Origin of the sequence: Flavobacterium rakeshii, assembly GCF_009741375.1 — a bacterium.
Taxonomy (GTDB): Bacteria; Bacteroidota; Bacteroidia; order Flavobacteriales; family Flavobacteriaceae; genus Flavobacterium; species Flavobacterium rakeshii.
In genome coordinates this window covers 138,902-152,242 of the sequence record NZ_WOWP01000053.1, presented here as the reverse complement: position 1 = coordinate 152,242, position 13,341 = coordinate 138,902, and the positions used below count along the sequence as shown (strand labels likewise).

Here is a 13,341-nt window from a genome sequence, read left to right as displayed (position 1 = left end):
AGTTTAGATGTATATTGATAATATTAATTTTGAGAAGCCTCACACTAGTTTTTTAGAAGTATAGTCTTAAAGAATCTCTTTTCAACGATTTATTTAATCTTTCTATATATTCTTTTCTTTCAATTAACTGACTGATTTCAGCCTCAAATGTTTTAGTTTTACTCAAATTGGGAAATGCTAGTTTTTTTTTAGCAATTGAATTTGAAATCAAAAGATTGAAGTAATTGTAAGTTATAATCACTTTTTGTAAAACATCAGTCTCAACAGTTTTAAAGCCAATTTTTTCTGCTGTTCTTTCATTTATAATGTAGCTTGTTCCGTGAATTTTAATTTGGTTATCGTTTTTATGCTCTTCTATGAAAGACAATAAACCTTCTAAATACTGCTGGATTATGAAATCTGTCCTTTGTTTACCATTCATTTTTCTGTCAATTAAAAAGTAGTAATCAAATAAGGTTCCTCCGTGAATTTTAACCACACCGTTTTTTGGTTTTTCGGTTAGGAATAAAGAGGAATAATAAATAATTCTTCCACTTTTCTTTAAAGAAGGTATATCGAAGAAAGGAGCGGCTATTGATAAGGTTATAGCAAAAGTTAAAATACTAATCAGGTATATTCCTGAATATATTGATATAATAATTGAAAAACCTATAATTGTAAGAGTGAGAGCAGCTACTAATAGTAAAATGCTGTTTTTTTCTCTATTGCTTTTGTTGTAAAATCTATGATTCAATTGTCCTTTAAATGTATTTTTATATTATTACAAGCAATTCATATCTTTTACCTTAAAACCAGCTACATTATGTTTTATAAATTCAAATCTGAGCTTCTTTGGCACTGATAAATACTGACTACACTTTATTAAGATATCTCGCTCCAATTTAACTATGGCTAATTCCTTTTTTAGCAGTTTTAGTTCCTTTTGTACTTTAATCTTAGAATTTCATTTTATTCTTTTATTTTTTCTCAAACCCGTAATCGTCTCGTTAGAAGTCCATTTTTTGGTATGAATTGCATCTTGCTCATCGGCTTTTTATTAGTTTCATTTTGTCTTTATTATTCATGCTTTAGAAAAGCCGGATACAGTTACGTTATTAATATGAAACAGCTTACTTGCCCATATTTTCAGATTGCTCACTAATGGCCTGATATACCCGGTAACTGAATTCGCTAATGCTGTTTTCAATCATTTTAGATGCGCTTGCATTGCCCCCGCCCATTACAATCACACCATCAAATACATAAGATTCCCTTGGCTCATTATTGTAATGATGCTGCAGGTTTATATGCTGTATTAACGAGTCATTTTTAATCAGGCTGGCGGAAATCTCAAAGATAAAAAAGTCCTGGGTAGAATCTCCTATATATTCCATATCTCCATCGTATACTTGGACTGGCTCTGCATATTCCTTAAACAACAATTTGTCTATCCGAAGTATTACTTTGGCACTTTGACTATATACTATATTCCTTTTTCGGAATTTTTTCTCAAGCAGTTCTTCCACTCTATATTTTTTATCGGTATCGGTGCTATCGGTGGCATTATAAAACCAAGGCTCGCGGCTTGTAGGCAACTCGGTTTTCACCTCCGGGATATACTGAAGATTAATCCCGTAGGGCTGGTCAAATTTTTTATTTTTCCACCTGAAATCATTCGAGATATTTTTCGGACTGAACAGGTTACATGATATTACGGTCGTAAGCATCATGCCGCTGAGCAACAGTTTTATATAACGCATAATTATGGTTTAATTATTTTTATTAGCTGTAAAATCTCACAAACAAATATAGTGCCGTTAGGAACTGTAACAGAAAATAAAAAAGTCATCCGGATTTTTGTTTTAAAAAACCAAAAATTCTTAATTACTAAATACTGGGTAGTATGTATCATACAATAGTAATCGATATTAAACCAAAACCTGATTTTATTGTTTACAGTGAATTCCTTGTCGGGAATGTTTTCTGAAACAATCTATATGCGAGAGGAATTAGAGGTAATCTTGAATTATCGTTTTAAAGATACATTTTAAATTATTAGTGATGAGATGTTTTTCATTTCGTATCCATTTTTTGGGAAGAACTCCATTATCAAACTTATATTGATTCTACTTAGAAATATATTTCTATCATTTAGTACTTCGGTTATTTTTACATTTTTTCTAAGGTGAAATAAATTTGTTTTATTTTTAGTTAGTTATTTGTTATAGTGAAATAACAGATGATAAAATGTATCTATTCTTCTTTTGAATTATATAGCTTTATAACCTTGCCAAAGACAATACCATCATTAGCAGACAAGCTTTTTTTTATGTATTTATCCAGGTAGTTTTCTATTTCGTGAAGAGTGATAATCAAATGGTCCAATTTATTATTAATTTGTTTGAATCCTATTGTATCCTTACTAACTTGAAGGGAAAATCGGTGATTATCCCATTTCGTTGAGTTTCCAGTATCAACCTGTTTTTTTCGTGAGCGCTTATGGAAAAGAGAAAAACAGCAATCGTGTATCGATGACCGTATTGAAAATTCTCGGAAAGAAAGATGATCAGTTGTTTCAAACCTTCCATTTTACTGATAATTTCTATGACGTCGGCAACCTAAAAAAGCTTTTTTCAAGCCTATATTTTTATGCTTTATAGCAGGTGGTTTTTGAAAATTTAACAAATTTTATGTGGCTAATATTAGTACCTTATAAAAGTTATTGAGGACTCAGGGTAACTTTATATTAAGAATCTTTACTTTATGGCTTAAATTAAATTTATACTTTTGTAAACCTACTCGACATATCTTTTGGTCTGTCTTGGGTAAGTGAAAATAATTTGAATAATAGTGATAAACTTATGATTTTCCTAAATACAAGCTACTGCTTAAAACTTCAAATTCTGAGTGCATGTAATGTAATAGTATTTAGGGTCGAATAGTTGAAAAAATTGTTACTTATGAAAAATATAAAGCGTTATTATAAGGGGGCAGTTTGGCTGAAGCTTATTGTAACATCTCTTCTTGTTGGTTTTTTATCGTGTACTTTATCTATTAGTCTTAAGCATATTACAGAACATTTCGAAGATAATCTTCTTGAAAGGATTGTTCCCAATAAGCTATATCTTCTAATCTTTCCCCTAATCGGTTTCACAGTTATTTATTTTTTAAGACACTATTTATTTAAAGGTAAAGAGAATAAAGGAATAAAAGAGGTTTTTGATAGTGTCGAATCAGGTAAGAACCTGCCATCATATAAGATACCTTCTCATTTTGTTAACGGATTGATAACCGTAGGTTTTGGAGGTTCCACAGGAATAGAAGTCTCTACCGTTGTGTCGACAGCCGCTATAGGAAATATAGCTTACAAGAAGGAACGGTTTTTGAAAAAGTATAAAACCGAATTAATATGTGCGGGAGTTGCAGCTGGTATTACAGCATTATTTTCAAGTCCTTTGGCTGGATTGCTATTTGCCTATGAAGTTATTTCAAGAAGACTTTCAAAATCATTTATCATTGCAACGGTACTTTCAGTATCGGTAGCTTATGGATTATTACTTGTACTGGATGAGCCACCGCTATTTCATGTTACAATTAATTTTTGGAAATGGACAGCTATACCTTACTTTATAGTTTTGGGAATTATAGCGGGTTTGAATTCAGTTTATCTTACCAAATGTGTTTTACTAATCAAAAAGCAATTTTTTAAACTTCAGAAACAGTCCCATAGAATTATATTAGGCGCATTTATGCTTAGTCTTATTTTATTGTTTTTACCTCAGCTCTATGGCGACGGATATCATGCCATAAAGGAAAATTTGGAGACAGCAAATACATTATCCCTTACCTTGCCTATTACAGCAGTAATTATAGCTATTATTATAATCAAACCTATAATAACTTCTGTTACATTGGGAGCCGGAGGTGATGGGGGTGTTTTTGCCCCAAGCATTTTTATTGGGGCTTTTTTAGGATTGTTGGTGGCTTTACTAGTGAATACTTTTTTTAATGCAGCAGTTATTCCCCTTAATTTTATGATTGTAGGTATGGCAGCAATGCTTAGTGCTAGCATCCATGCGCCACTTACATCTCTATTTTTGGTCTGTGGAGTTATAGGTGACTACACTCTGTTTGTACCTCTTCTGATTGTTTGTTATATTGCGAAAATTACTTCGAAAAGAATATGCTCCTATAATGTTTATACCTATAAGGAGAAGTTAATACATGCAGGTTAAGAGAATAAAAAGAACATACAGAAAGACGAGATATGTTCTCTATAGGGAAACCTTGGTTGATTTCCGAGAACATATTTGGGCATTTATAGGGTCTTTTATTGGACTAGGAATAATAGCTTATCTTCAGTATGGGCTTTTAACAGATACGGATTTGGCATTTTTGATTGGTTCTTTTGGAGCGTCCTGTGTTTTGGTATATGGAGTTATAGAGAGCCCCTTAGCTCAACCCAGAAATCTGGTTGGCGGCCATGTGGTTTCTGCTATTATAGGAGTGTCGGTTCAAAAAGTGTTTCCTGATTTGTTATGGATAGCGGCTCCACTCGCCGTTTCGCTTTCTATTGTGGTAATGCAAATAACTAAAACATTACACCCTCCGGGAGGAGCTACAGCTCTTATAGCTGCTACTGCATCACCAAAAATCAAAGCTTTAGGTTATATGTTTGTTTTTTCACCTGTATTAACAGGTTGTTTTATATTACTGTTTGTTGCATTAATATTTAATAATCTAACCTCAAAAAGACAATATCCCTCATTGATAACCAGAAAAAAATACAAAAAAATATTAAGGAAAAATCTTGATTAGTAAATAGTTTGTTTTTATAAAATTCATAAGCTAAAGGCTTCCGTTTTTTCCAGTTTAGTAGAAATTCATTACAGGATATAAATATCTAATAGTAGATTGTGCAGAGCTAATGGATTGATTCACGATTATGGATTGTTAAATCCGATAGCTAAGAACCGGCAGTTAAAATAGCTTTACTACAAGCCGGGATTGTAATTAAAGATGCCTTGGTAAAATAAAGAGATCATCATAGGAACAATATACCAAATTATCAAGGGATTATCTATACTTATCTGATCCCTTTTTTATATTATTCTATTTCATGTATCTTCGTAGGTATACAAAAGAAAAATGTCTGTAATTTTTAAAAAACACCTTGAGAAGTTTGTAAGCATAGATGGTGTCACCTATCAGGAAGTGTTTGCTTTTTTTGAAATTATATTAGTTAAGAAAAAAGAAAATCTGATGGAGGAAGGTGAATTTTGTAACTTTCATTTTTTTGTAGAACAAGGCTGTATTCGTAAGTTTTTTTTGAAAGATACAGGTGTAGAACAGACCACCGAATTTGCCTTAGAACATTGGTGGATGACCGATACTTTTGCCTTTGAACGTCAAGAACAATCTACGTTTTATATTCAGGCAGTAGAGCGTTCGGTAGTGCTTCGAATCAGTCATGATAACAGAGAAGCTTTGCTAAAGAAATTTCCTTTTATGGAACATTATTTTAGAATGGTTTACCAAAGGGCTTATGCAGCAGCGGAACGAAGAATTCGTTTTTTATATGAGTTTTCGAGAGAAGAATTATACCTGCATTTTGCCAATAATTACCCGCAATTTATTCAGAGGATTCCACAATATTTATTAGCTTCCTTTTTGGGATTTACTCCAGAATATCTTAGCGAGATTCGCAATAAACTTCGTTCTTAAACCAGTTTAAGTTTTTTCTCTTCGTTGTTTGTCAACTTTGTATCATTAAATTAAAACAATGAAATCATGGAAAAACGAATCAACATTCAAACATTAGAACCTCAAGCTTTTAATGCTATGTTAGGGCTGGAAGGTTATCTTTCAAAAGTGGCTATTTCTAAAACTATTAAAGAGCTTATTAAAATTAGAAGTTCGCAAATAAATAATTGTGCCTTTTGTATTAATATGCATACCAAAGATGCATTGGCCAATGGAGAAACTCAGCAACGTATTTTTCTATTGAGTGCATGGAGAGAAGCTCCGAATCTTTATACATTACAGGAGCAGGTTGTTTTAGAAATGACAGAAGAGATTACTTTAATACATCACCAAGGATTAAGTACTGAAACTTATCAGAAAGCCTTAAAGCATTTCACAGAGAATGAAATTGCACAACTTATTATGATTATAGTGACAATCAATGGTTGGAACCGAATTGCCTTAAGCACACATTTGCCGGTAGAGGATTAAAAGAGGTACTGATGACAAAGATTTTAATACCAGAGGGATCGGTATCTTGGGAAAAAGTTATGTTAGCTTTTGGATTCCCAAAGGGCATCCTACATTATAGGAACTATAAAAGATAGTAACGACTCTATGGATTTAATTCATAATACCGGAGTGAGAGAAGCCATTGCAGGAAAGGAACTTATTTTTCACCTGGCTACTGATAGGAAAAGGAACCAAGATCACCCAAAATCTTTTAAAAGTTTTGGGTGGTCAATCAAAGGTTCTCTTATAATATATTTTGCATGATAGGTATAGAGGATATACACCAACAAAAGTTGTCCACAGAAAATACCATGGGATGGTAGTAGCCTACCTTATTAATGACATTTCGTTTCGTATGGCTTTTAATAATAAACAAACGGAATCAAGTTCTAAAAAAATACGGTTGATAAGATGTAAAAAAACAGTCGTTTTTTGAACTTCACAACAAAAGCAGATTGGACTTCTTAACAAAAGAACTAAGGCTATCGATTCCGAAATTTGTCCTATAAATAAAACAATATGTATGTGGACAATAAAAGAGATACCCGATCTTACGGGTAAAATAGCATTGGTAACCGGGGCCAATACAGGAATTGGTTTTGAAACGGCTAAAGCACTATATAAGGCAGGAGCCTCGGTGACCTTGGCAGTGCGGAATGAAGTGAAAGGACTAGCCGCTAAAGAACAAATAGAAAAAGAAGGGGGTAAGGGAATACTGAATGTAGCAGTGTTAGATTTGGCGAGTCTTCGTCAGGTTGAGAAATTTGCAACACAATTTCAAAAGGAACAGGCACAGCTGGATATACTGGTCAATAATGCCGGAGTAATGATTCCGCCTCCCTCGTTAACTGAAGAAGGTTTTGAGTTGCAGTTTGGTGTAAATTTCTTAGGGCATTTTGCGCTTACCGGACACTTATTTCCTTTACTGAAAAAAAGTACAAATGCACGGGTAGTCACGCTTTCCAGCGGTGCGGCCATAAGAGCTGCCGGAATTGACTTTGATAATTTACGATTAGAGAAACCATACGATGCCTGGCGGGAGTATGCTACTAGCAAATTAGCCGATTTGCTTTTCACCTTTGAATTACATCGAAAATTAAAGGAAAACAACAATACTATTTTATCTGTAGCGGCACACCCAGGGGTTACCAAAACCGATTTACAGCGCAATATTTCGGAAGCAGAATTGCAGCAATTGTTAGCAGAGTTTAAAGAAGTAATGGAGCCTTGGCAAGGAGCATTACCAACCTTGTTTGCAGCTACTGATACGGCAGTAATAAGTGGAACGTTTTATGGTCCTGATGGAAAACATGAATATACAGGCTATCCGGCACCTTCTAAGCATCACACGGCTGCAATGGCCGATCAACAATTAGCTGCAGACTTATGGAGTTATGCAGAGAAAGCTACAGGAATCTACTATTCATTTTAAACTATTCAGCTCATGAAAAAAGAAACAGTTTTAGTTACCGGAGGTTCCGGATTTTTAGGGGTACATACCCTTCTGCAATTATTACAATTAGGGTATACGGTACGAACCACAGTGCGATCTTTAACCAAGAAAGAGTCTGTAATACATGCGTTACAAGAGGGAGGAATTACAGATATATCTACCTTGTCATTTTACGAAGCTGATTTAACTTCCGATAAAGGATGGAAAGAGGCTATAAGTGGATGCGATTATGTATTGCATGTGGCTTCACCTTTCCCTGCTTCAGATCCTGAAGATGAAATGGAGTTGATCATACCTGCCAGAGATGGTGCTTTGCGTGTACTAAAAGCAGCAGAGCAGGCAGGAGTAAAACGCGTAGTGCTTACTTCATCTTTTGCAGCTGTAGGATATAGCCCAAAGCCAGATGGTCATATATTTACCGAAAAGGATTGGACCAATCCAGAGGATACTAAGCAAGCTTATATCAAATCCAAAACCATCGCAGAAAAAGTGGCTTGGGATTTTATACATACTGTGGGCTGTGAAATGGAGTTAACGGTTATCAATCCAGTGGGAATTTTTGGTCCTACCCTTGGAGGGATTAGTTCTGCTTCTATTGATGTGGTGATCAAAGGAATTTTAAACGGAGCTATTAAAGAAAGTCCTTCGTTTACCATGGGAGTAGTGGATGTAAGAGATGTAGCTGATTTACATATAAAGGCAATGCTTGCAACGGAAGCGACAGGAGAACGTTTTATTGCTGCTACAGACGAGATTGTAAGCTTTTATGATGTAGCACAACTGATAAAGCAAGAACGCCCAAGCCTATCAACTTCCATAGTGGATATGCAACCTACACCAGGACAATTTTATAAAGGCATTTCTAATCAAAAGGCAGTTACCGTGTTGCAATGGCAACCGCGTGGCACTAAGGAAGCGCTTTTAAGTAGTGTAGATAGTTTGTGAGTTTTTGTAAATTCACCTAATAAATTAAATAGTTTGTGAGAGTACATAATATTCAATCATGTCATTTAGGTCCGGAGATTTCACCAGAACAATTCATTTCCGAACATTTTTTCTTGTATCTGTTAAAAGGTTCCATGAATGCCTATGATGGCAATAAACAATACCAAATGGTACCGGGTGATTATTGTATCGCCCGGAAAAATCATTTAGTACGCTATACTAAATACAAAGACAATGGCGCATTTGAAAAAATCATTATAACTTTTGACGCTGCGTTTTTACAACAATTTTTGGAAAGACATCCTTTTGAGAAGTTACTTCCGATACCTAGAAGTACAGATTCTTTTGTCTTTTTGCCCAAACAGCAATTGGTTGAGAGTTATATACAGTCGTTGGCGCCTTATTATAACGGGCAGGAAACATTAAATGCCACCTTTGCCGATATTAAACGAGAAGAACTGTTACTCATTTTATTGCAGAATGCTCCTGAGCTTCAAGCTATTTTATTCAATTTCGGAATTCCTGAAAAATTAAATCTGGAGGCATTTATGTTAAAGAACTTTCGGTTTAATGTGTCTTTAGAGCGTTTTGCTTTTCTAACAGGACGTAGTTTATCAGCTTTTAAGCGTGATTTTAAAAAGGTATTTGGGGTACCTCCTGGTGCATGGTTAAAGAAAAAGAGACTGGAAGAGGCCTATTTTTTGTTAAGTAAAGAGAATCGCAAACCTAGTGAAGTGTATTTAGAGGTTGGTTTTGAAGATCTTTCTCATTTTTCTTTTGTCTTTAAAAAGGAATTTGGTAAAACACCTGGGGAGGTACAGATAGCATAATTATTTATTAATACTTGTTGGTTTTTCGAAGTTATAAGTAATTGGAATAAGGGAATATTATATGTGAGACCTGAGTTAATCACATTATTCAAAGCCGTATTAGCTTCTTTTTTCATAAAATTTGCTTGATAATTTATGGAGTTGCTACTTTTACTTGGATATAAATTTTAAGACTATTTGTTAAAATATCTTAGAAAAATGATATTAAAGTCTTGAATTAAAGGAGCAAACAGTTCGTTGATGTTATCAATTATAGAATATAAAGGAATAAGCAGACGGGTTGGGTATAGAAGTTTAAAAGATTGCACAGTGCCCGTAGAGAAATGGAAATAGAATTTGAGATATTAAAAAAATGCCTGACTTTTTATGTTAGTTATCTTTGCATTGTATGTATTTGTTATCTAAAAAGTCTTCACTGTTTAGTAATAATTAAGGTATAACAATTTACACCCAGCCTTTTTCTAGTCCGAGTTTTATTAGTTGTAAAACAGAATTGGTGCCAGTTTTCTGAAAAATATTTTTTCGATGAGAACTAACAGTGTGTGGGCTTATATCTAATCTTTTTGCAATCTCTGTTGTTTGATACTCATTTACTAATAAATTGAAAATTTCTTTCTCTCTTTTGGTTAAAATGTCACTGTGTGGTGTTAGTGTTTTTACCGGTTGTATATCAATGAAAGACGACTCTCCTTATAATCCCATAATAGACAATATCATTTTATTGCTTTGCTTCAAATCAGTAATGTCTGTAAATATTACAAAAGTTCGTAGTACCGCTCCATCGTCATCACTTTGGATTACAGCGACCTGTTGTAGTAATCTTTTTGTCGAACCGTCTTTGCAAATAATCCTGAAATCGTATCGTGTTTTGTATTTAAATACTTTTTCGGGTGCCAAGTCTGTCCAAAATTGAGTTATAGTGGCTTCAAAATTCAAATAATTTTGCAGGTCATCTGGATGAATAATTGCTAAGAATTTTTCAAAAACAAACTCTTCTGGTGTATAGCCCAACAGTTTTGTTATGGAATCATTGGTATATTCCATACGAAGTTCGGGTGAATTAAAAATAAAATAGGAATAATCACCCACCTGAAACAAGTTGAGCATTTTTTGTAAAGTTCAATTTCTACCTGTAATTCTTCGGGTTTTTTGTGCTGCCCGATTTCTTTCCAAATATCACCAGCTTTTTTGAGTAGAGATTTATCCATTTTATTTTCCAAACACGATTGCGGTTACAACACTTGTCCTTATAATAGTTTGATGATTAAGCAAGGTAGTCATTTAGCAGAAACTTCAATGTGCTTTGCAACAGATAAAAACAAAGACGAGAAAAAGCAAAAGACTCAGCGTAGAAAGTAAGAGCAATGTCAGTGGAAAATAAAAAGCATTGAAAGTTCTTTTAGATGTCTTGTTATTGATTTTTTTAGATAAACGGCTTATTTATGTAACATTTTTGAACAAATGCATCTAAAGGATAAACAAAACCTTTTAGATATGAAAAAGATATTAATTTGCTTCGTCTTCCTATTCATCAGCATCAGTTTATATTCCCAAAAAAGTTTTCAGGTTGAAATAAAAGGAGAGGGGCAGCCTGTTTTGGTATTTCCCGGTTTTGCCTGTACACCTAAAGTATTTTCAGAAATCACTAATACCCTATCAGAAAGCTACGAAATTCATGCGTTTACTTTTGCAGGTTTCGGGGGCGTACCACCGATAGATTTTCCCTGGTTGCCAAAAATAAAAGAGGAAGTCCTGCATTATATTAAAACAAATAATTTAGAGGAATCTATTGTCTTGGGGCACAGTATGGGAGGTACACTGGCCTTGTGGCTTGCTACAGAAAATCATCAATTTAAACGCTTAATTTTAATTGATGCCCTGCCTGCTATGGGGGTCTTAATGATTCCGGAGTATGACAGTAACAATATTCAATATGATACTCCTTCTAATCAATATGTTTTACATATGGACAATGTTGCTTTCCGGGAGATGGCTGGACAAATGGCCCTAGGAATGTGTAGTGATAAGGAAAAGCAGCAACAAATCGTTGATTGGATGGTAGCGAGCGACCGTAAAACTTTTGTATACGGATATACAGATCTTTTAAAATTAGATTTGAGGGATGAACTGAAAAAAATTGTCACCCCGGTCACCTTATTTGCAGCTACAGAACCTTACGGAAAAGAAGTAGTCACAGCAACTTACAGCGAGCAATATAAAAACCTAAAAAAGCATACTCTTATTTTTGCAGAAGGAGCAGGCCATTTTATTATGTTTGATAAACCAAAATGGTTATTGGAACAAATCAGGATAGCACTGGGGGCAAATGGATAAGAAGAAAGACTTTACCGCTATTTTCAAAACAAACTACCCTAAGGTAATCAGGTTGTGCCTTGGTTATACAGAGGGCAGGGAAGATCAGGCCAAAGATCTGGCTCAGGAAGTATTTTTAAAAGTATGGCAAAGCCTGGAAAGTTTTCGGGGTGATGCCTCTATAGGTACCTGGATTTACCGTATTACTGTTAATGTATGTTTACAGGAGATACGTAGGAGGGAAGTTACTCATATTAAGATTGATACAGCTGTCGATCAGACTATTAGTTCTGAAGAAAAAGAACAGCAATTTACAACAATGTATCGTTGTATTGACAGACTTCCTCCAGAAAATAAAACAATTATTTTATTAGAACTGGAAGGTGTACCTCAATCCGAAATTGCCGAAATTACAGGTATTAGTCACCAGGCAGTACGAACACGTATTCATAGAATTAAAGAACAACTTTCAAAATGTGTAAGAAATGAATAGTTATGATGAAATAAAAAATCAATGGGACAAACGGAATGTTCCTCTCACACCTGAAAAGGGCGTGGAAGAAATTATAAAAAAGTTTGCACTAATCTTAAAAAAACAGCGTATTAGCCAAATGGTTCTGGGCTGTACAATCGCTGTATTGATAGGATTCTTTTTTTATATTTCGGCCTATAGCCATATACAGTTACTTCTGGGATTGGGTGTGATGATAGGAAGTTTACTTATAAGAGTTCTAATAGAATATGGCACCACCATTAAAAAGGCAAAGCTGCCTCTTGGTAGCAGTATGGCAGCTTATAATGAAAAGTTAATTGCCTACTACAGTGCCAGAAGACGGATTCATTATTATATTACTCCTATTCTTTTTGTAAGCTATGTGCTAGGTTTTGTTTGGCTGTTACCACTGTTCAGGCAAAACCTGTCATCGGGGATGTATAGCTATATCCTTTGGTCTTCCATCTTTATATTTGCAGTACTGGCAGTACTTATTGGTGTACAAATAAAAAGAGAACTATCTGTTTTAAAAAAACTAAAACAATGAAAAATAAATTTTTACAAATTATATTAATAGCAAACGTTTTTGTAACTCTCGGGTTGCTTATATATATCATTAATAGCCATCATGTTGAACTTGACTTATCAAATGAGATTTTAAAAGTAAAGGGTTTAGTGGTTACCGATTCTACGGGTACAGAGCGAATCATAATAGGTGCACATCTTCCTCCGGCACAATCCTTTGGTCACCGGTTTTACCGGGGAGACAATTCCGGAGTTTCCGGCGTTATGCTTTATGACCACGAAGGACAGGAGAGGGGAGGATATGTGACTGATGATTCTTATGGGAATATATTTTTTACTCTTGATTCTAAAGTTTCCCAGCGTGTTTTATTTATGGCAGAACCCCAAGGTGCGGCTACACTAAAAATGTGGGGAAAAAACGGTAATGAAGTTAATCTTGGGGCTTCCGATGAAGGATCGTGGTTGGATGTTTCAGAAAATGGAAAAAAAGAAAAATGTATTACAACAATAGGAAAATAAATTTATACGGCTTAACTGGAATACTATGC

General features: G+C 34.4%; 15 protein-coding genes. 11 read left to right on the top strand and 4 right to left on the bottom strand.

The window, feature by feature from the left end; genetic code table 11:
* Positions 1 to 52: 52 nt before the first annotated feature.
* Complete coding sequence (locus tag GN157_RS13390) at positions 53 to 733, bottom strand: hypothetical protein (protein WP_157484023.1); 681 nt, start codon at positions 731 to 733, stop codon at positions 53 to 55.
* 376 nt (positions 734 to 1,109) lie between these two features.
* Positions 1,110 to 1,739 (bottom strand): hypothetical protein, encoded by a 630-nt coding sequence (locus GN157_RS13385; protein WP_157484022.1) that lies wholly within the window; start codon positions 1,737 to 1,739, stop codon positions 1,110 to 1,112.
* Positions 1,740 to 2,939: 1,200 nt separating this feature from the next.
* On the opposite strand from GN157_RS13385, the gene GN157_RS13380 reads away from it, so the two are divergent.
* The 7 genes from GN157_RS13380 to GN157_RS18045 all read left to right on the top strand — a co-directional run bounded on the left by GN157_RS13380 (position 2,940) and on the right by GN157_RS18045 (position 9,462).
* Complete coding sequence (locus GN157_RS13380; RefSeq protein WP_157484021.1) at positions 2,940 to 4,214, top strand: chloride channel protein; 1,275 nt, start codon at positions 2,940 to 2,942, stop codon at positions 4,212 to 4,214.
* On the top strand, positions 4,204 to 4,797 hold the full coding sequence (locus tag GN157_RS13375; protein WP_157484020.1) for an HPP family protein: 594 nt from the start codon (positions 4,204 to 4,206) through the stop codon (positions 4,795 to 4,797). The genes GN157_RS13380 and GN157_RS13375 overlap by 11 nt, the downstream gene beginning before the upstream one ends.
* A 330-nt stretch (positions 4,798 to 5,127) precedes the next feature.
* Complete coding sequence (locus tag GN157_RS13370) at positions 5,128 to 5,703, top strand: Crp/Fnr family transcriptional regulator (protein ID WP_157484019.1); 576 nt, start codon at positions 5,128 to 5,130, stop codon at positions 5,701 to 5,703.
* A gap of 66 nt (positions 5,704 to 5,769) precedes the next feature.
* On the top strand, positions 5,770 to 6,213 hold the full coding sequence (locus GN157_RS13365) for a carboxymuconolactone decarboxylase family protein (RefSeq protein ID WP_157484018.1): 444 nt from the start codon (positions 5,770 to 5,772) through the stop codon (positions 6,211 to 6,213).
* 544 nt (positions 6,214 to 6,757) lie between these two features.
* Positions 6,758 to 7,666 carry an oxidoreductase gene (locus GN157_RS13360; protein ID WP_157484017.1) on the top strand — a complete coding sequence of 303 codons (909 nt, stop codon included), beginning with the start codon at positions 6,758 to 6,760 and terminating at the stop codon, positions 7,664 to 7,666.
* A gap of 12 nt (positions 7,667 to 7,678) precedes the next feature.
* Entirely contained in the window at positions 7,679 to 8,632 is a 954-nt protein-coding gene (locus GN157_RS13355; RefSeq protein WP_157484016.1) for an SDR family oxidoreductase, read from the top strand.
* Between the two features lie 35 nt (positions 8,633 to 8,667).
* Positions 8,668 to 9,462 (top strand): helix-turn-helix domain-containing protein, encoded by a 795-nt coding sequence (locus GN157_RS18045; protein ID WP_317163544.1) that lies wholly within the window; start codon positions 8,668 to 8,670, stop codon positions 9,460 to 9,462.
* A gap of 444 nt (positions 9,463 to 9,906) precedes the next feature.
* On the opposite strand, the gene GN157_RS18085 is transcribed toward GN157_RS18045, so the two are convergent.
* Together GN157_RS18085 and GN157_RS13340 are read right to left on the bottom strand one after the other, a co-directional pair.
* A complete protein-coding gene (locus GN157_RS18085) occupies positions 9,907 to 10,095 on the bottom strand; it encodes a response regulator transcription factor (RefSeq protein ID WP_394350077.1) in 189 nt (62 codons plus the stop codon).
* Positions 10,096 to 10,152: 57 nt separating this feature from the next.
* Positions 10,153 to 10,569, bottom strand: a complete 417-nt coding sequence (locus GN157_RS13340) for a PAS domain-containing protein (protein ID WP_157484015.1) — start codon at positions 10,567 to 10,569, stop codon at positions 10,153 to 10,155.
* A gap of 387 nt (positions 10,570 to 10,956) precedes the next feature.
* On the opposite strand from GN157_RS13340, the gene GN157_RS13335 reads away from it, so the two are divergent.
* The 4 genes from GN157_RS13335 to GN157_RS13320 are packed head-to-tail and all read left to right on the top strand — an operon-like array spanning position 10,957 to position 13,312.
* Positions 10,957 to 11,796: an alpha/beta fold hydrolase gene (locus GN157_RS13335; RefSeq protein WP_157484014.1), complete on the top strand. Its 840-nt coding sequence runs from the start codon at positions 10,957 to 10,959 to the stop codon at positions 11,794 to 11,796.
* Entirely contained in the window at positions 11,789 to 12,268 is a 480-nt protein-coding gene (locus tag GN157_RS13330; protein ID WP_157484013.1) for an RNA polymerase sigma factor, read from the top strand. Before GN157_RS13335 ends, GN157_RS13330 begins: the two co-directional genes overlap by 8 nt.
* Complete coding sequence (locus tag GN157_RS13325) at positions 12,261 to 12,815, top strand: hypothetical protein (RefSeq protein ID WP_157484012.1); 555 nt, start codon at positions 12,261 to 12,263, stop codon at positions 12,813 to 12,815. The genes GN157_RS13330 and GN157_RS13325 overlap by 8 nt, the downstream gene beginning before the upstream one ends.
* A complete protein-coding gene (locus GN157_RS13320) occupies positions 12,812 to 13,312 on the top strand; it encodes a hypothetical protein (protein ID WP_157484011.1) in 501 nt (166 codons plus the stop codon). The genes GN157_RS13325 and GN157_RS13320 overlap by 4 nt, the downstream gene beginning before the upstream one ends.
* Positions 13,313 to 13,341 lie beyond the last annotated feature (29 nt).